Source organism: Pseudomonas entomophila, from assembly GCF_029478665.1.
In the GTDB taxonomy this organism is placed as follows: domain Bacteria; phylum Pseudomonadota; class Gammaproteobacteria; order Pseudomonadales; family Pseudomonadaceae; genus Aquipseudomonas; species Aquipseudomonas entomophila_F.
On the sequence record NZ_JARPQB010000039.1, the window covers coordinates 1 to 18,031 of the forward strand.

The following is an 18,031-nucleotide window of genomic DNA, read 5'->3' on the forward strand; positions in this document are numbered from 1 at the left end:
GTATTGTGCCAGCGCCTGAGCGGGTGGTGGGGCGGAGATTTTGGGGCTGCTTTGCAGCCCATTCGCCGGCAAGGCCGGCTCCTACAGGTTCAGCGCCGCCCTCGTAGGAGCCGGCCTTGCCGGCGAATGGGGCGCGCAGCGCCCCCGACGTGCCTCAGTCGAACGCGGTCTTGAGAAACGCCTGCATATCCTTCCACGAGCTTTCATCCGCCGCCTTGTCATAGCCGATATCCGGCCCGCCATGCTCGCCATGGCCCAAGCGGTCGGCATCGGGGTTGCTGAACCCGTGCTTGGCCCCGGGGATCCCGACGAATTTGTAGTCCGCCCCGGCCGCCTCCATTTCCGCCTTGAACGCCGCCACCTGCTCCGGCGTGACCATGCTGTCGGCCTCGCCATGCTCCACCAGGATCTTCGCCCGGATCACTCCCGGCTTGGCCGGCGTCTGGGTCACCAGTGCGCCATGGAAGCTCACCACGGCGTCGAGCTTCACGCCCCGGCGCGCGGCATCGAGCACCACCTTGCCACCGAAGCAGTAGCCGATGGCGGCCAGTTGATGCTGCCGGGTATTGGGCTGCAGCTTGAGCAACTTCAGCCCCGCATCGAAGCGCCGGGCCGCCGCCTCCGGGTCTTTCAGCGCTGCCGCCATGAACGCTTGGGCTTCGGCGGGATGCTCGGTTTGCTTGCCTTCGCCGTACATATCGATGGCCAGGGCGTTGTAGCCCAGCGCCGCAAGTTCCCGGGCGCGGCGCTTGGCATAGTCGTTCAGCCCCCACCATTCATGCACCACCAGCACACCGGGGCGCTTGCCGTCGAGGGCGTCGTCATAGGCGTAGTAGCCGATCAGGGCGGTGCCGTCGGCATCCTGATAGCGGATCTCGCGGGTCTGCACCGCCGCCTGGGCGAGGGCGGTACTGCACAGCAGGGCCAACGCAAGCAGGTAACGCATGGTCAAAGCTCCTTCTTTCGACATCGATCGGTTCGTTCAGCCGAGGTTCAGGCTGGGTTCAGCGGCGGTTCAGGGCGTCCTCCCTACTCTAGCCCCCAGACAGCAACAACGCATTCAACGGGAGTACCTGAACCATGAAAACCCTCAATACTTTGATCGCCGCCATGGCCGTTTGCGCCGCTGGCCTCACCACCGCCGCCCAGGCTGATGACAACTTCGCCAGCCTGACTTACGGCCAGACCAGCGACAAGGTGCGCAAGTCCGGCCTGCTGCAGCGCAATACCGACCACCTGAACGCCGACGGCATCATCGGCAAGGACGACACCTGGGGCGTGCGCGTGGGCAAGATCAACGACCAGGGTCGCTACTACATGACCTACGACAACGTCTCGGGCGACCACAGCGGCGTCAAGCTGCGCCAGGAAAACCTGCTCGGCAGCTACGACCTGTTCCTGCCGATCGGCGATACCACCAAACTGTTCGGCGGCGGCAGCCTGGGCATGACCAAGCTGACCCAGGACTCGCCCGGCGCGCGCCGCGACACCGACTACGGCTACGCCGTCGGCCTGCAGGCCGGTGTGATCCAGGAAGTGACCGACAACACCTCGGTGGAGCTGGGCTACCGTTACCTGCGCAGCAATGCCAGCACCGAGATCGGCAGCCACGGCGGGCCGAAAGATGGCACCCTGCGCCTGACCAGCAGCGCACAGACGTACCTGGCGGCTACCTACAAGTTCTGAGGCCGCTGTTATCCTATACCGGCTTCATCGCGGGTAAACCCGTTCCACAGGTGGTGCACAACCCTGTAGGCGCGGGTTTACCCGCGATGAGGCCGGCACAGGCATTCCCGATAGAAAGGAGATCCGCATGAAATTGCTGGTGGTCGAGGACGAGGCGCTGCTGCGTCATCACCTGTTCACGCGCCTGGGCGAAGGCGGGCACGTGGTCCAGGCGGTGGCTAACGCGGAGGAAGCCCTGTACCAGGCCGAGCAGTACAACCACGACCTGGCGGTGATCGACCTGGGCCTGCCGGGCATGAGCGGGCTGGACTTGATCCGCCAATTGCGCAGCCTCGGCCAGACCTTCCCGATCCTGATACTGACCGCTCGCGGCAACTGGCAGGACAAGGTCGAGGGCCTGGCCGCCGGGGCCGACGACTATGTGGTCAAGCCCTTCCAGTTCGAAGAGCTTGAGGCGCGCCTGAACGCCTTGCTGCGCCGCTCCAGCGGTTTCACCCAGTCGACCATCGCCGCCGGCCCCCTGGTGCTCGACCTCAACCGCAAGCAGGCCACCCTGGACGACGCGCCGCTGGCGCTGACCGCCTACGAGTACCGCATCCTCGAATACCTCATGCGCCACCACCAGCAGGTGGTGGCCAAGGACCGGCTGATGGAGCAACTCTACCCGGATGACGAGGAGCGCGACCCCAATGTCATCGAGGTGCTGGTCGGCCGCCTGCGGCGCAAGCTCGAGGGCGATAGCGGCTTCAAGCCGATCGACACCGTGCGTGGCCTGGGCTACCTGTTCACCGAGCGCTGCCGATGATCCGCTCGCTGCGCGTGCGCCTGATGCTGGCGGCGGCGGTGCTGGCGCTGCTGTTCATGCTGGCACTGCTGCCGGCCTTGCAGAAGGCCTTCAGCCTGGCGCTGCAGGAGTCGATCGAGCAGCGCCTGGCCTCGGACGTGACCACCCTGATCTCCGCGGCGCGTATCGAGCATGGCCAGTTGCAGATGCCGGCCCTGTTGCCCGACGAGCGCTTCAACCTGCCGTACACCGGCCTGCTGGGCTATATCTTCGATCGCCAGGGCACGCTGGTGTGGCAGTCACGGGCCACGCGCAACCAGAACATCAACTACCAGCCGCGCTACGACGGGCGCGGCAACGAGTTCGCGCGTATCCACCAGACCGATGGCGATGAGTTCTTCGTTTATGACGTGGAGGTCAAGCTGCTGGGAGGCAAGAGCGCGGCATTCAGCATCGTGGCGCTGCAACCGGTGAGTGAATACCACGCCACCCTGAGCGGATTGCGCGAAAAGCTGTACCTGGGTTTCGGCGCTGCCTTGCTGGCGTTGATGGTACTGCTCTGGGCCGGGCTGACCTGGGGCCTGCGCTCGCTGCGCCGGCTCAGCCGCGAGCTGGACGAGGTGGAGTCCGGCGCCCGCGACGGTTTGAGCCGCGAACATCCACGCGAACTGTTGCGCCTGACGGGCTCGCTCAACCGCCTGCTGCGCAGCGAGCGTGAGCAGCGCCAGCGCTATCGCGATTCCCTCGATGATTTAGCCCATAGCCTGAAAACGCCGTTGGCGGTGCTGCAGGGTGTGGGCGAGGGCATGGCCCAGGGCAAGAGCGAGCCTGAGCAGGCGCGAGTGCTGCAAAGCCAGATCGACCGCATGAGCCAGCAGATCGACTACCAGTTGCAGCGCGCCAGCCTGCGCAAGAGCGGCCTGGTGCGCCACCAGGTCGAGCTCAAGCCATTGCTCGACAGCCTGTGCAGCACATTGGCCAAGGTCTATCGCGACAAGCGCGTCGAGGTCAGTTTCGATTTGCCAGTCCAGGCACGGGTGCCCATGGAGCAGGGCGCCTTGCTGGAGCTGCTGGGCAATCTGCTGGAGAACGCCTACCGGCTGTGCCTGGGGCACGTGCGGGTGAGCTTGCGCGAAGTGCCAGGGCAATTGGAGTTGTGGGTCGAGGACGATGGCCCGGGTGTGCCGCCCCACCAGCGTGAGCGCATTCTCGAGCGTGGCGAGCGGCTGGATCGCCAGCATCCAGGGCAGGGGATTGGCCTGGCGGTGGTGAAGGACATCATCGACAGTTATGACGCCGAATTGAGCCTGGGGGATTCGGTGCTGGGTGGCGCTGCGTTCCGGATTGCCTTCCGTTTGGAATGACCCCGCATTTGTAGGAGCGGCTTCAGCCGCGAACACCGGCGTAGCCGGTGCCAGGCTCCGCGTCGCTTGTTTCGCGGCTAAAGCCGCTCCTACAGGGGGGCGTGCAGTCAGAACAGGTGCATACACCTCAGGCGGATTCCCGCCAACGCCCCTTGTACGTTTTCCGCCATCGGGCGGAAAACCGCCATTCTTCTTGTAAGCCTTTGCCCCGTCCAAGGGCATACACACCTGAAATCATTGGCCGTGCACCTCAAGCGGGCACTTTGGCATCGCCCTTGCTATTCACCTGGCAGAGGCCTGACCAGGCGCTCGACCACAACGACAAATCCCTCCGGGTGCAGGAGGGTTCGCGATTCAGGTGCCCCGACATCCTGGGAAGGATGCGCCGGCACACTTGAGGAAAAATGAGCCATGACGAAACGTCAGCCGCTGTACAAATCCCTGTATGTCCAGGTGTTGGTCGCCATCACCATCGGTATCCTGCTCGGCCATTACTACCCGGAGACCGGCGTCGCCCTCAAACCCCTGGGTGACGGCTTCGTCAAACTGATCAAGATGGTCATCGCGCCGATCATCTTCTGCACCGTGGTCAGCGGCATCGCCGGCATGCAGAGCATGAAGTCGGTCGGCAAGACCGGCGGCTATGCGCTGCTGTACTTCGAGATCGTTTCCACCATCGCCCTGATCATCGGCCTGGTCGTGGTCAACGTGGTTCAGCCGGGCGCCGGCATGCACGTCGACGTCAGCACCCTGAACGCCAGCAGCGTGGCCGCCTATGCCGCCGCCGGCGCGCAGCAGACCACCGTGGGCTTCCTGCTCAACGTCATCCCCAACACCGTGGTCGGCGCTTTCGCCAACGGCGACATTCTGCAGGTGCTGATGTTCTCGGTGCTGTTCGGCTTCGCCCTGCACCGCCTGGGCAGCTACGGCAAGCCGGTGCTGGACCTGATCGACCGCTTCGCCCATGTCATGTTCAACATCATCAACATGATCATGAAGCTGGCGCCGATCGGTGCCTTCGGTGCCATGGCCTTCACCATCGGCCAGTACGGCGTGGGCTCGTTGGTACAGCTGGGCTACCTGATGGCCTGCTTCTACATCACCTGCATCCTGTTCGTCCTGGTGGTGCTGGGTGGCATCTGCCGCGCCCACGGCTTCAGCGTGATCAAGCTGATCCGCTACATCCGTGAAGAGCTGCTGATCGTGCTGGGCACCTCGTCCTCGGAATCGGCCTTGCCGCGCATGCTGGCCAAGATGGAGCGCCTGGGCGCGAAGAAGTCCGTGGTTGGCCTGGTGATTCCGACCGGTTACTCGTTCAACCTCGACGGTACCTCGATCTACCTGACCATGGCCGCAGTGTTCATCGCCCAGGCCACCGACACCACCATGGACATCACCCACCAGATCACCTTGCTGCTGGTGCTGCTGGTGGCGTCCAAAGGTGCCGCGGGCGTCACTGGCTCGGGCTTCATCGTCCTCGCCGCGACCCTGTCGGCCGTCGGCCACTTGCCGGTTGCCGGCCTGGCGCTGATCCTCGGTATCGACCGCTTCATGTCCGAAGCCCGCGCCCTGACCAACCTGATCGGCAACGCCGTGGCCACCGTGGTGGTCGCCAAGTGGGTCAAGGAGCTGGACACCGACAAGCTGCAGGCGGAGCTGGCGTCCGGTGGCGCGCCGCTGGTCGACACCCGTCCGACCGACGACCTGGGTGTGGCCGAAGGCCCGGCGCGTTGATCGACGTGTGAAATGCCAAAAGGCGACCTTCGGGTCGCCTTTTTTGTACCGCTGTCCCGCGATCCGATCCGTAGGAGCCAGCCTTGCTGGCGAACCAGGCGCCGCGATGCATGGCACCGGCTGCGCCGGTGTTCGCCCGCAAGGCCGGCTCCTACAACGATCGTGGCTACTCGACCCGGGTCTCGCCGCTGTACACCAGAATCTCCCGACACCGCCGGCACAGGTACCGCCGCCCCTGGCGCACCAGCTTGTGCCGCTGCGCAGTGAACGGGAAATCGCTCTGTGGGCATGGGCAACGATAGATGTAGCGCGTCGCCACTCGCCGTTGCACCTCATAGTTGTGGCAGCGATTCGGCGGCAGCTCGTACACCCCGCGCATGATCAGCTGCCATTCCTCGCCATGGGCCTGGATCTTGTCACCAAACAACTGGTGGGCCACCAGGTGCGCCACTTCATGGGCCACGGTCTGGCGCAGGAAATCCTCCTGGTTCTCGCGGTACAGCTGCAGGTTGAAGCGCAGCAGGTTCTCGTGCAGGTGGGCGACGCCGGCCTTCTGGCCGCGCAGCTTGAAGCTGACCTGCGGGCGCGGGAAGGGGCGTTTGAAGAACATCTCGGCTTGCTGGTAACAGGTTTCGACGCGTTGTGTGAGCAGCTCGGGCATGGCGGGGCAATTCTCCTGACCGGGCATTATGCCGTAGGCGACGGGCGGCTGCCGAGCCGCCGGTCAGGCACACGAAACGAAGCCGCCTTGCGGCGGCTTCGGGTGATGCCCCAGTGTTGGTTGGATCTGATTGTGATGCGTCAGTTGGTGTAGACGGGCCCCACGCCCAGTCCCCAGATGATCACGGTCGCAGCCATGATCGCTACCAGTACCACCAGGCCTACCGCCAGCACCGAGCTGGAGAACAGGAAGCCTTCGTCCGACGGGATGTTCATGAACGTCGGCAAGCCGACATACAGCAGGTACACGGTGTAGCAGATGGCCGCCGTGCCGATCAGCATGCCCAGCCACAGGTGCGGGTACAGCGCCGCGAGGCCACCGATGAACAGCGGGGTGGCGGTGTAGGTGGCGAAGGCGATGCATTGCGCCATGCTCGGGTTGGCGTCGTAGGTGCGGGCCATCCAGTGGATGAAGGCACCCATCACCGCCACCCCGGCGAGCATCGCCAGGTACGACATGATGCTCATCCACAGGGCGCTTTCCATGGTCAGCATCACCGCTGGCCGGTCGCCGATCACCCAGCCGACCTGGGTGGTGCCGATGAACGCCGACACCGCGGGGATCGCCGCGAGGATGAGCGTGTGGGTCAGGTACATGTGGCTGATGCTTTCTTCCTCGCCACGAATCTCCCGCCACTCCTGGTCAGGGTGGGTAAACAGCCCTACAACGTGATGAATCATGCCGGTCACTCCTATCGTCGTTGCCAAACGCCCCCCAGATGGAGCGCTTGTGGCCCGAGGCCTGAACACCGATGCAAGCGGTCATGTGGCCTTATGTCGCAGTATAGGAAGCGGATCCCGGCAGAAAATCGGCTTTTTAGAGCAAATTGCGCTGTCAGGCCCGGTGCTGATTCCCTTGAAGTCTTTATCGGAATGCCCTACTGCACTGCCAGGTTTGTGCGTAAAATAGCCGGCTTTTGTCACACCTCGCGGATCCAAGCGCTATGGGCACCCTTTCGGTCAACCAGAACAAACTGCAAAAACGCCTGCGTCGTCTCGCCGGCGAAGCCATCACCGACTACAACATGATCGAGGATGGCGACAAGGTCATGGTCTGCCTGTCCGGCGGCAAGGACAGCTACACCATGCTCGACGTTCTGTTGCACCTGCAGAAGGTGGCGCCGATCAAGTTCGACATCGTCGCGGTGAACATGGACCAGAAGCAGCCGGGCTTCCCCGAGCACGTGCTGCCCGCTTATCTGAAAGAACTGGGCGTCGAGTACCACATCGTCGAGAAGGACACCTACTCGGTGGTCAAGGAACTGGTGCCCGAGGGCAAGACCACCTGCTCGCTGTGCTCGCGCCTGCGCCGCGGCACCCTGTACACCTTCGCCGACGAGATCGGCGCGACCAAGATGGCCCTGGGGCATCACCGCGACGACATCGTCGAAACCTTCTTCCTCAACATGTTCTTCAACGGCGCGCTCAAGGGCATGCCACCGAAGCTGCGCGCCGACGACGGTCGCAACGTGGTGATCCGCCCGCTGGCCTACTGCAGTGAGAAGGATATCCAGGCCTACTCGGACATGAAGGAATTCCCGATCATCCCGTGCAATCTGTGCGGTTCGCAGGAGAACCTGCAGCGCCAGGTGGTCAAGGATATGCTGGTGGAGTGGGAGCGCAAGCACCCGGGCCGCACTGAAAGCATCTTCCGCGCCCTGCAGAACGTCGCGCCGTCGCAGCTGGCCGACCGCAACCTGTTCGATTTCACCAGCCTGAAGATCGACGAGAGCGCCACCCCGCGCTTCCTCGACGTGCTGAACATCTGACCGCATGCGCGACTATCAGTGGTTGCACGCGTATTGCCTGAACCGCTTCGGTTCGGCCCAGGCGCTGGAAGCCTTCCTGCCGCAGCCGCGTACGTCTGCGCAGTTGCGCGACATCCCTGATGACCGCTACCTGTCGACGCTGGCGCTGCGCGTGTTCCGCGCCGGGCTCAAGCACAGCCTGGTGGACGCGAAGTGGCCGGCGTTCGAGCAGGTGTTCTTCGGTTTCGACCCGGAAAAGGTCGTGCTGATGGGCGCCGAGCACCTGGAGCGGCTGATGCACGACGAGCGCATCATCCGCCACCTGGGCAAGCTCAAGAGCGTGCCGCGCAATGCGCAGATGGTGCTGGACGTGGCGAAGGAGAAGGGCAGTTTCGGCGCGTTCATCGCCGATTGGCCAGCGACTGATATCGTCGGGCTGTGGAAGTACCTGGCCAAGCATGGCAACCAGCTGGGCGGGTTGTCGGCGCCGCGCTTCTTGCGCATGGTCGGCAAGGATACCTTCATCCCGACTGACGACATGGCGGCGGCGTTGATTGCGCAGAAGATCATCGACAAGCCACCGACCAGCCAGCGCGACCTGGCGTTGGTGCAGCAGGCGTTCAACCAGTGGCATGCAGAGAGCGGCCGGCCGCTGTGCCAGTTGTCGGTGATGCTGGCGCATACCGTCAATCATTGAGATCAGTGGTAATGCCATCGCGGGGCAAGTCGCATCGGCGCACCGCCGCGATGGCGTTCAGCTTGCTTCGCCCGCCAGGCGCCGCTCCTGTTGGAACTTCCAGCGCACGAACAGCAAGCCGCTGACGAACAACCCCAGGCTCACCAGCACCTCCACCCAGCCGAAAACCGCTCGCGCCGGGTCGAACGCCGCCAGCACGCCCTTGATGAAGTAGATGTTGACCACGAAGCAGGTCCAGGCATGCGCCCGGGCGCTGCCCATGAGCATGCCTGGCAGCAATAGCAGCAGGGGGATCAGCTCGATGGCCATGATCACCTCGACCCGCGCCCCATGCAGGTCGGCGAACCACAGGTTGTTCACCACCAGCAGGGCGATCAAGCTGAAGAAGCAGGCCAGGCTCAGGGCCCGGGTGAAGCGCACGCGCGGCGCCAGCCAGTCCAGCGGCGGCAGTACCTTGGGCTTCCTAGCCACGTTGTCCCTCCAGGGCCTTGGCGGTGTTCGCCAGGCGTTGGCCGAGGGCACGGCACAGGGTGATCTCGTGCGCGTCCAGCTCGCGCTTGCCGTCGGCGCCGGCATGGTGGCTGGCGCCGTAGGGCGTGCCGCCGCCGCGGGTCTCGAGCAGCGCCGATTCGCTGTAGGGCAGGCCCATCACCAGCATGCCGTGGTGCATCAGCGGCAGCATCATCGACAGCAGGGTGGTCTCCTGGCCGCCATGCAGGCTGGCGGTGGAGGTAAACACGCCGGCCGGCTTGCCCACCAGTTCGCCACCCAGCCACAGGCTGCTGGTGCCGTCGAGGAAGTACTTGAGGGGCGCGGCCATGTTGCCGAAGCGGGTTGGGCTGCCCAGCACCAGGCCCGCGCAGTGGCGCAGATCGTCGAGGGTGGCGTACAGCGCGCCGCTGGCCGGGATGTCCGGGGCCACGGCTTCGCATTCGGTGGAGATCGCCGGCACGGTGCGCAGGCGCGCCTCCAGGCCGGCCATCTCTACGCCACGGGCAATATGCCGGGCCATTTCGCTGGTCGAACCGTGGCGGCTGTAATACAGCACCAGGATGTAGGGCTCGCTCACGGCAGGATCTCCAGGACTTTTTCCGGTGGGCGACCGACCACGGCTTTGTCACCCGCGACGAGGATCGGGCGTTCGATCAGCTTGGGGTGCTTGGCCATGGCATCGATCAGCTGGGCGTCGGTCAGTGCTGGGTTGGCCAGGTCGAGGGCCTTGTATTCGTCTTCGCCGGTGCGCAGCAGTTGGCGTGCGTCGATGCCCAGCTTGCCGAGCAGTTGCGCGAGGGTGGCGGCATCGGGCGGGGTTTCGAGGTAGCGCACGATGGTCGGCGCCAGGCCGCGTGCCTCGAGCAGCTCCAGGGCGCCGCGGGATTTCGAGCAGCGCGGGTTATGATAGAGGGTCAGATCGGTCATGACGGGTCGCATCCAGCTGGGTGTGGCGGCTATTCTAACCGCAGCGACCGACTTCAATGCTTGAAAACTTCGAGAAGGATTGACCCATGGCAAGGCGTTTGGCAGCTGCACTGGCCATCACCGCGAGCCTGTTGCTCGGCGGCTGCGGTGCGGACTACGGCGTGGACCAGCACGGCAATACGGTAAAGGCCGAACAGATCGACGGGCACTGGCTGGTGCTCAATTACTGGGCGGAATGGTGCGGCCCGTGCCGTACGGAAATCCCCGAGCTCAATGCCGCTGCCAAGCAGTGGGAGGCCCAAGGTATACGGGTGGTGGGGGTGAATTTCGATGGCCTGCAGGGGCCGGACCTCAAGACCGCCGCCGACACGCTGGGCATCGGTTTCACTGTGCTCGCCCAGGACCCGGCCGAACGTTACGAGCTGCCGCGCAGCGAGGCGTTGCCGGTGACCTACATCATCGATGAAAAGGGCAAGGTGCGTGAGCAACTGATGGGCGAGCAGACGCTCGAAGGGCTGCAGGCGAAGATCAAGGCCTTGAAAGGCGGCGCCTGAAATGTCTGGGGCTGCTGCGCAGCCCTGTCGCGGCACAAGGCCGCTCCTACAGAGGAACGCGAAAGCCTGTAGGAGCGGCCTTGTGCCGCGAAAGGGCCGCGCAGCGGCCCCGGCGATAATCAGCCTTCCTCAGGCCAGAAGCGCAGCGGCTTGCCTTCAACTGGCCAGAAGCGGATCTGTTCGATCGGCGACACATCCCAGCGCTGCACCGTCTCCAGTGCCTGCAGGAAGCGTTTCTCCTGGTCCATCAACGCCGGTGCGCACAGCTTGCGGGTCTTGCCGACCTTGCCGAAGCTGATGCGCTCGCCCTCCAGCGTGTAAGGGGCGAACCAGTGGTTGCAGCCCGCGTTACCGTAGGCGCGGCCGTCGTTGGCCAGGGTCAGCGTCAGGTGGCTGTAGTCGATCAGTGGTCGTTCACCGATCCACTCCAGCACATAGCTCTGCTCCTGTTGCAGCTTCGAAGGCTCCGACGCGCAGCCGGCCAGGGCCGCGGCAATCAGCGCGGTGGTCAGCAGCTGTTTCACTCAGGCACGCTCCCTGCACTGCGGGCACAGGTGCTTGTCACTCTGGCTGGTCCAACCCAGCTCCGCCACGCGGGCACTGGCAGCCGTAGCATGGCCTTTCTTGCCCAGCTTGGCGTCGACGGCGAACTCGAAGTCCAGTACCGCTTCGCAGCTGTCGCACTTGACCTGCCAGTTGAGGATTTCCAGCTCGTTGAACGCCGGGCCCTTGGCCACAGCGACCCACTGGCCGCGCGGGTTGATCAGGTGGCGCACGGTCTCGACCGTCAGGCGCATGGACAGGTCCTTGCTGCCCTTGAGGGTGACCAGGAGCACGTCGTCCTTCTGGATCGAGCCGCCGTTGCCGGTGACCTGGTAGCGGCCTGGCACCAGTGCGCGGCACTCGATCAGGGTGTGTTGCGGGTTGAAAAGGGTGTAGCGGAAATCGTGTTCGACCATGGGTCCTCCAGAATTGCCGCGTATCCTAGCATCAACTTTCGACGATGTTCTGCGGATTGCCTGCCGCCCAGCGGCTGATGTTGTCGAGGGTGGTGCTGGCGATGGCGTCCAGCGCCTCGCGGGTCAGGAACGCCTGGTGCGCGGTGACGATCACGTTGGGGAAGGTCAGCAGGCGTGCCAGCACGTCGTCCTGCAGCGGCAGGTCGGAGCGGTCCTCGAAGAACAGTCGCGCCTCCTCTTCATACACATCCAGCCCCAGGTAGCCGAGCTGGCCGCTCTTGAGCGCGTCGACCAGCGCCGGTGTGTCGACCAGCGCGCCGCGGCCGGTGTTGATCAGCATGGCGCCGGGTTGCAGTTGGGCCAGGCTTCGGGCGTTGATCAGGTGGCGCGTTTGCTCGGTCAGCGGGCAGTGCAGGCTGATGATCCGCGACTCGCGCAGCAGCTCGGGCAACTCCAGGTAACGGGCGCCCAGGGCCAGCAGTTCGGGATTGGGGTAGGGGTCATAGGCCAGCAGCTGGCAGCCGAAACCGGCCATGATGCGGGCGAACGCGGCGCCGATCTGGCCGGTGCCGACCACACCGACGGTCTTGCCGTGCAGGTCGAAGCCGGTCAGCCCGTGCAGGGTGAAGTCGCCCTCGCGGGTACGGTTGTAGGCGCGGTGCAGGCGGCGGTTGAGGGCCAGGATCAGTGCCACGGCGTGTTCGGCGACGGCGTGGGGCGAGTAGGCCGGCACTCGCGCCACGGCCAGGCCCAGGCGCTTGGCGGCGGCCAGGTCGACGTGGTTGTAGCCGGCCGAGCGCAGGGCGACCAGGCGCGTTCCGCCAGCGGCCAGGCGTTCGAGGACTTGGGCGTCGAGCTCGTCGTTGATGAAGGCGCAGACCACCTCGAAGCCTTGGGCCAAGGGAGCGGTATCGAGGGTCAGGCGAGTGGGTTGGAAGTGCAGGTCGAAGGTGCCGTTGGCGGCGCGGGTGAAACTTTCCTGGTCGTAGTGCTGGCTGCTGAACAACAGGGTGCGCATGGCGGGGCTCCTTGAATGAGGGGGCTGTTCGCCGGCAAGCTGGCGCCTACACGATTTCGGGCGTAGGCGCCGGCTTGCCGGCGAACATCAGGCGCTCTGGCGCGCGTGTTCCGCGAGCCGGTCGATGGCCCGGTCAAGTTCGTCCAGCGCTACTTGCGCCTGGGGGCTGTCCTGCTTGAGCAGGGTCTCGCTGCGCTGGCAGGCCGCGCGCAGCTGCGGCACGCCGCAATAACGCGAGGCGCCGTTGAGGCGATGCACGCGCTCGATCATCGCGGTGCGGTCGGCCGCTTCGCGGGCCGCGCGGATGGCGTCGCGGTCCGACTCCAGCGACGCCAGCAGCATGGCCAGCATGTCCGCCGCCAGGTCCGGCTTGCCGGCGGCCAGGCGCAGGCCTTCCTCCGGGTCGAGGACTTTCAGTTCCGTGCTGTCGGCCGGGCGTTCGCTGGTGCGTTCCGGTGGCGGCGCGCCCAGGCTCAGGCCGGTCCACTTCATGACCACCTGGGCGAGCTGCCGCTCGCTGATCGGCTTGGTCAGGTAGTCGTCCATGCCGCTGTGCAGCAGGGCGCGCTTTTCATTGGCCATGGCATGGGCGGTAAGCGCGACGATCGGCAGCGGCTGGCCACGCTGGCTGCTTTCCCACTGGCGAATCTGTTCGGTGCAGGCGCGGCCATCCATGCCGGGCATCTGCACGTCCATCAGCACCAGGTCGAAGGGCTCGTCCTGCACCGCTTGTACCGCGGCATAGCCGTTGTCCACCGCCAGCACCTCGGCGCCCATGCCTTCGAGCAAGGTCTGCACCAGCAGCAGGTTGGCCGGGTTGTCGTCGACGCAGAGGATCTTCGGTACGCGCTGGCCATTGCCGGGGCGTTGTTCGCTGGCGGGGCGGCGCGGTTGGATCAGCTCGACCAGCAGCCGGCGCAGCTTGCGGGTGCAGGTCGGCTTGGCCAGCAACTGGCCGTGGGCGTTGGGCAGGTAGGGGTGGTAGAGCGGCTGTTCGGTGGTGGGGCAGAGCACCACGCATTGGCAACCCAGGCGCTCGAGCTGCTGGTGATACTGGCCGAGCTGTTCCGGCGCCAGGCTGCCCAGGTTGGCGCCGAGTACGGCGAACTCGAACGGCTGGCCGGCCTGCGCGGCAGCCTGCACGCCCTGCAGCATCTGGTCGTAGGAGGCGAACAGGCTGACCGTCAGGCCGCAATCCTCGAGTTGGTGCTCCAGGGCCTGGCGGGCCAGGTCATGGCCGTCGACGATAGCCACCCGGCGCCCCACCAGCACCTGCACGGGTTGCTCTTCGGCGTCGTCATGTGCCCGTGGCAGGTTGAGGCTGATCCAGAATTGCGAGCCCTCGCCGGGGGTGCTGTCGACCCCGATCTCGCCGCCCATCTGCTCGATCAGGCGCTTGGAGATCACCAGCCCCAGGCCGGTGCCACCCGGCTGGCGCGACAGCGAGTTGTCGGCCTGGCTGAAGGCCTGGAACAGGGTGCGCACATCCTGGGGCGAGAGGCCGATGCCGGTGTCCTGCACGCTGATGCGCAGTTGCACGGTGTCTTCCTGGTCGTCCTCGAGCATGGCGCGCACGACGATGGTGCCTTCGCGGGTGAACTTGATGGCGTTGCTCACCAGGTTGGTGAGGATCTGCTTGAGCCGCAGCGGGTCGCCGACCAGCGACAGCGGGGTGTCGCGGTACACCAGGCTGAGCAGTTCCAGCTGTTTGGCGTGGGCGGCCGGGGCGAGGATGGTCAGGGTGTCCTGGATCAAGTCGCGCAGGTTGAACGGGATGCTGTCGAGCACCAGCTTGCCGGCCTCGATCTTGGAGAAGTCGAGGATCTCGTTGATGATCCCCAGCAGGTTGTCGGCGGATTTCTCGATGGTGCCGAGGTAGTCGAGCTGGCGAGGGGTGAGTTCGCTCTTCTGCAGCAGGTGGGTGAAGCCGAGGATGCCGTTCAACGGCGTGCGGATCTCATGGCTCATGTTGGCCAGGAACTCGGACTTGATGCGGCTGGCCTCCAGGGCTTCCTTGCGCGCCATGTCCAGCTCGATGTTCTGGATTTCGATGGTCTCCAGGTTCTGGCGTACGTCCTCGGTGGCTTGGTCGATGCTGTGCTGCAGCTCTTCGTGGGCGCTGTGCAGGGTTTCGGCCATGCGGTTGATGCCGGCGGCCAGTTCGTCGAGCTCATGGCTGCCCATCGCGGGCAGGCGCTCTTCCAGGTGGCCGTCCTTGAGCTGGTTGACCGTGTGCTTGATGCGGTTGATCGGGCCGTTGATGGTGCGGCTCATGCGCACGGCGAGCAGCGCCGTCAGGCTCAGGCAGACGATGATCAGCAGCAGGCTGGTGAACAGGTTGCGGTAGCCGCGCAGCAAGGTGCCGTCGTGGGACAGCTCGATCTCGACCCAGCCCAGCAGGCGCTCGGCTTCGGCGGGCACGGCATCGGTGGCCAGGTCGCGGTGGTGGCCGAATACCGGCATCAGGTAGCGGGTGGCATCGTTGCCAGTGCGTTGCAGCAGTTGCGTGCCGGTGCCGCCGCTGGGCGGTTGGTTGAGCATGCTCGGGCCGGCGTGGGCCAGGCGTGCACGGTCGGCGGCGAGGAAGGCCACGGCGCGTACATCGGTCTGTTCCAGCGCCTGGGCGGCGATGCGCTCCAGTTGCGCGGGCGCCTGGCGGGCCAGGGCCGGTGCCGCCAGCGGTGCCAGCTGTTCGGCGATCATCTTGCCGCGTTGCAGCAGCTGCGTGCGCAATTCATTCTGCTGCAGCCAGGTGAAATAGCTGCCGAGCACCAAGGCCATCAAGCTGGCGGGCAGCAGGGCGAGCAACAGCACGCGGCTGCGGATTCCCAAACGGTCGAGCACACCTATCTCCTGTCATGTGCTTATATGCGCTGTTGCGCTTCAGCGGGGAACGTTACTCCGCGATTGATAGCAATGCACTTATTTGTATCTGTTTTTGTTTTCGGCGGCACTCGCCGTTTCCGTAGGCGCCAGCTTGCTGGCGAACCAATCCCCTGCATATTCAAAGACGATGCCTTGCATCGCCAGCAAGCATGCGGCAAAGGAGAAGTCGAATGCACTGGTCGTGGCCCGGTTGCCTTGGCCGGGTGGCATGCTCAATAATCGCGCAACTGAGAATTGATGACAGTTGCCAATGAATCCCGTAGCCATTCATGCCACCAGTATCCTTGCCATCGAAGACGACCCCGTGCTCGGTGCCTACCTGCACGAGGAGCTGCAACGTGGCGGTTTCCAGGTGACCTGGTGCCGTAATGGTCTCGAGGGGCTGGAGGCGGCGGGGCGGCAGGTGTTCGACCTGGTGCTCATGGATATCCTGCTGCCGGGGCTTAACGGCCTCGATGCGCTGGCCCGCCTGCGTCGGCACAGTGCCACGCCGGTCATCCTGATGTCGGCGCTGGGCGCGGAGGCGGACCGGATCTCCGGTTTCCAGCGTGGCGCCGATGACTACCTGCCCAAGCCTTTCAGCTTTGCCGAGCTACGTGTGCGTATCGAGGCGATCCTGCGGCGGGTGGCCATCGAGCGCCGGCATCAGGCGCCACGGGAGTGCAGCAGCGACACGCTGCAGTTCGACGAGCAGCTCACCGACGTCAGCCTGGCCGGCGCCTCGGCGGGGCTGACGCCCAGCGAGTTCCGCCTGCTCGACCTGCTCCACCGCAGCCAGGACGAGGTGCTGAGCAAGCCCTTCCTCTATCAGCAGGTACTGCAGCGCGGCTACTCGCGCCATGACCGCAGCCTGGACATGCATGTCAGCCAGATCCGTCGCAAGCTCAAGGCCATCGGCTACCACGAGCGGCAGATCCGCACGGTGTGGGGCAAAGGCTATGTATTCGGCGCGGGCGAGGTGGACTGACGCGTGCTCGACCGCCATTCGCTGTTCTGGAAACTGGCCATTCTGCTGGTGGGTTTCTGCCTGTTGATGATCGGCCTGAGCTACACCTGGGGTCGGCACATGGAAACCCAGAACGCCTTCCTCGCCGAACCCGCCCGGCAGGTGTTGCGTGGCTATGCCAGCGAGGCCGAGCAGGCCTGGCGCACAGGGGGGCGCGAGGGCGTGGACCGCTGGCTGGCGGGCATGCGTCAGCGCGAAACCACTTGGTTGGGCGTGCTCGACGGCGATCTCCAGCCGTTGGACAGTGCGGTACTGACGGGAGGCGAAGTGCAGCACCTGACCCGCCTGCGAGGGGTCGATTGGCCCATGAGCCGACGCGCCATCGGCCAGCCTTGGCTGCGCCTGCCGTTCCCGCAGGCGCCGGAGCAGGGGATGCTGGTGATCGAGCTTCCCGAGCGCTTCAGCCCGGGGCAGTACCGTCTGTTCTGGCGGGTGATCACCAATGGCATCATTCCCGGGCTTTTCACCTTGCTGCTGTGTGTGGGCCTCTACCGCATGCTGATCGTACCGCTCAACCAACTGCGCGAGCAGGCCAACGCCTGGCGCGCCGACCAGCTTTCGGCGCGCCTCGACCCCCGTACCACCCAGCGCCAGGATGAGCTGGGCGAACTGGCGCGAGCCTTCGACCAGATGGCTGAGCGCCTGCAAGGTACCGTGGCGCTGCAACAGCAACTGCTGCGCGACCTCTCCCACGAAATGCGCACCCCGCTCAGCCGTCTGCGCGTGGCCTGTGATGGTGAGACCGACCTGCAACGCCTGCGCGAGCGCCTGCACCGCGAGGTGGATGGCATGCAGCAACTGGTCGAGGACACCCTGCAACTGGCCTGGCAGGACGCCGAGCGGGCGCCGATGAACCTGGAGCCGATCCAGCTCCAGGCGTTGTGGGAGATGCTCAGCGAGAACGCCTGTTATGAAAGCGGCTGGGCGTCGGAGCGGCTGCGCTGTGAGTTGCCGGCCAATTGCTGGGTGCACGGCAACCTCAATCACCTGGCCCAGGCGTTGGAGAACATGTTGCGCAATGCCATTCGTCATTCGCCAGCGGGTGGCGTGGTGCGCTTGAGTGGGCGGCGTGAAGGCAGTAGCTGGCGGCTCGACCTGGAAGATGAAGGTGGCGGCGTGGCCGAAAACGATCTGGAACGCATCTTCGCACCGTTTACCCGGCTTGACGGCTCCCGGCCCGGCGATGGTGGTTTCGGCCTGGGCTTGAGCATCGCCCGCAGCGCCATCCAGCGCCAGGGCGGCAGGGTGTGGGCGGTCAATGGTGAGCGCGGGTTGCAGGTGTGCATGCGCCTGGCGGCCGTGATGTAACGCGCAGACTGTAGGAGCGGCTTCAGCCGCGATGCAGGCAACGTGGTGTCAGGCACCCGCTTTGCGGGTGATCGCGGCTGAAGCCGCTCCTACAGGTGCCTCGGCGATAGTGCTTATAGCCTCTCGCTATATCCTCCAACGATTGCGT

Annotated in this window: 20 protein-coding genes; 9 read left to right on the top strand and 11 right to left on the bottom strand. The window is 65.2% G+C overall.

Annotation, left to right across the window (positions count from 1 at the left end; all coding sequences use genetic code 11):
* Positions 1-154: 154 nt before the first annotated feature.
* On the bottom strand, positions 155-946 hold the full coding sequence (locus tag P5705_RS18775; RefSeq protein ID WP_277462440.1) for a dienelactone hydrolase family protein: 792 nt from the start codon (positions 944-946) through the stop codon (positions 155-157).
* Between the two features lie 134 nt (positions 947-1,080).
* Between P5705_RS18775 and P5705_RS18780 the strand changes: the two genes are divergently transcribed.
* The 4 genes from P5705_RS18780 (at position 1,081) to P5705_RS18795 (ending at position 5,568) form a co-directional block, all read left to right on the top strand.
* Entirely contained in the window at positions 1,081-1,686 is a 606-nt protein-coding gene (locus P5705_RS18780; protein ID WP_240066266.1) for an outer membrane protein, read from the top strand.
* A 127-nt stretch (positions 1,687-1,813) separates the two neighbouring features.
* A complete protein-coding gene (locus P5705_RS18785) occupies positions 1,814-2,491 on the top strand; it encodes a response regulator (RefSeq protein WP_277462441.1) in 678 nt (225 codons plus the stop codon).
* The gene (locus P5705_RS18790; protein ID WP_277462442.1) at positions 2,488-3,834 is read left to right on the top strand and encodes an ATP-binding protein; all 1,347 of its coding nucleotides are present in this window, start codon (positions 2,488-2,490) and stop codon (positions 3,832-3,834) included. Before P5705_RS18785 ends, P5705_RS18790 begins: the two co-directional genes overlap by 4 nt.
* A 411-nt stretch (positions 3,835-4,245) precedes the next feature.
* Complete coding sequence (locus P5705_RS18795) at positions 4,246-5,568, top strand: dicarboxylate/amino acid:cation symporter (RefSeq protein WP_277462444.1); 1,323 nt, start codon at positions 4,246-4,248, stop codon at positions 5,566-5,568.
* Positions 5,569-5,734: 166 nt separating this feature from the next.
* Here the strand turns inward: P5705_RS18795 and P5705_RS18800 are convergent, their stop codons facing one another.
* Both P5705_RS18800 and P5705_RS18805 read right to left on the bottom strand, forming a co-directional pair.
* A complete protein-coding gene (locus P5705_RS18800) occupies positions 5,735-6,229 on the bottom strand; it encodes a SprT family zinc-dependent metalloprotease (RefSeq protein WP_277462445.1) in 495 nt (164 codons plus the stop codon).
* Between the two features lie 140 nt (positions 6,230-6,369).
* Positions 6,370-6,969 (bottom strand): Yip1 family protein, encoded by a 600-nt coding sequence (locus P5705_RS18805; RefSeq protein WP_011532642.1) that lies wholly within the window; start codon positions 6,967-6,969, stop codon positions 6,370-6,372.
* Positions 6,970-7,232: 263 nt separating this feature from the next.
* Between P5705_RS18805 and ttcA the strand changes: the two genes are divergently transcribed.
* Positions 7,233-8,057, top strand: a complete 825-nt coding sequence (gene ttcA / locus P5705_RS18810; RefSeq protein WP_011532643.1) for a tRNA 2-thiocytidine(32) synthetase TtcA — start codon at positions 7,233-7,235, stop codon at positions 8,055-8,057.
* Positions 8,058-8,061: 4 nt separating this feature from the next.
* Positions 8,062-8,733, top strand: coding sequence for a DNA-3-methyladenine glycosylase I (locus P5705_RS18815; protein ID WP_277462451.1), 672 nt, complete (start codon positions 8,062-8,064; stop codon positions 8,731-8,733).
* A gap of 57 nt (positions 8,734-8,790) precedes the next feature.
* On the opposite strand, the gene P5705_RS18820 is transcribed toward P5705_RS18815, so the two are convergent.
* Genes P5705_RS18820 through arsC form a run of 3 tightly spaced genes read right to left on the bottom strand, consistent with a single transcriptional unit; the run spans position 8,791 to position 10,152 of the window.
* The gene (locus P5705_RS18820; protein ID WP_277462453.1) at positions 8,791-9,204 is read right to left on the bottom strand and encodes a DUF2069 domain-containing protein; all 414 of its coding nucleotides are present in this window, start codon (positions 9,202-9,204) and stop codon (positions 8,791-8,793) included.
* Positions 9,197-9,802: an NAD(P)H:quinone oxidoreductase gene (gene wrbA / locus P5705_RS18825; protein ID WP_213659931.1), complete on the bottom strand. Its 606-nt coding sequence runs from the start codon at positions 9,800-9,802 to the stop codon at positions 9,197-9,199. The genes P5705_RS18820 and wrbA overlap by 8 nt, the downstream gene beginning before the upstream one ends.
* Entirely contained in the window at positions 9,799-10,152 is a 354-nt protein-coding gene (gene arsC / locus P5705_RS18830; RefSeq protein WP_277462454.1) for an arsenate reductase (glutaredoxin), read from the bottom strand. The genes wrbA and arsC overlap by 4 nt, the downstream gene beginning before the upstream one ends.
* Before the next feature lie 86 nt (positions 10,153-10,238).
* Here arsC and P5705_RS18835 point away from each other — a divergent pair, with 86 nt between their 5' ends.
* A complete protein-coding gene (locus P5705_RS18835; protein ID WP_277462455.1) occupies positions 10,239-10,706 on the top strand; it encodes a TlpA disulfide reductase family protein in 468 nt (155 codons plus the stop codon).
* Positions 10,707-10,825: 119 nt separating this feature from the next.
* On the opposite strand, the gene P5705_RS18840 is transcribed toward P5705_RS18835, so the two are convergent.
* The 5 genes from P5705_RS18840 to P5705_RS18860 form a co-directional block, all read right to left on the bottom strand.
* Positions 10,826-11,230, bottom strand: coding sequence for an META domain-containing protein (locus P5705_RS18840; RefSeq protein WP_213659933.1), 405 nt, complete (start codon positions 11,228-11,230; stop codon positions 10,826-10,828).
* On the bottom strand, positions 11,231-11,665 hold the full coding sequence (locus P5705_RS18845) for a hypothetical protein (RefSeq protein WP_277462456.1): 435 nt from the start codon (positions 11,663-11,665) through the stop codon (positions 11,231-11,233).
* A 31-nt stretch (positions 11,666-11,696) separates the two neighbouring features.
* Positions 11,697-12,683, bottom strand: coding sequence for a 2-hydroxyacid dehydrogenase (locus P5705_RS18850; protein ID WP_277462457.1), 987 nt, complete (start codon positions 12,681-12,683; stop codon positions 11,697-11,699).
* Between the two features lie 87 nt (positions 12,684-12,770).
* A complete protein-coding gene (locus tag P5705_RS18855; protein WP_277462458.1) occupies positions 12,771-15,527 on the bottom strand; it encodes a response regulator in 2,757 nt (918 codons plus the stop codon).
* Positions 15,528-15,605: 78 nt separating this feature from the next.
* Entirely contained in the window at positions 15,606-15,836 is a 231-nt protein-coding gene (locus P5705_RS18860) for a hypothetical protein (protein WP_277462460.1), read from the bottom strand.
* Here P5705_RS18860 and P5705_RS18865 point away from each other — a divergent pair.
* Both P5705_RS18865 and P5705_RS18870 read left to right on the top strand, forming a co-directional pair.
* On the top strand, positions 15,820-16,536 hold the full coding sequence (locus tag P5705_RS18865; protein WP_277462461.1) for a response regulator transcription factor: 717 nt from the start codon (positions 15,820-15,822) through the stop codon (positions 16,534-16,536). The two genes, P5705_RS18860 and P5705_RS18865, sit on opposite strands and share 17 nt — an antisense overlap.
* Positions 16,537-16,539: 3 nt before the next feature.
* Positions 16,540-17,883, top strand: coding sequence for a sensor histidine kinase (locus P5705_RS18870; RefSeq protein WP_277462462.1), 1,344 nt, complete (start codon positions 16,540-16,542; stop codon positions 17,881-17,883).
* Positions 17,884-18,031: the final 148 nt, after the last annotated feature.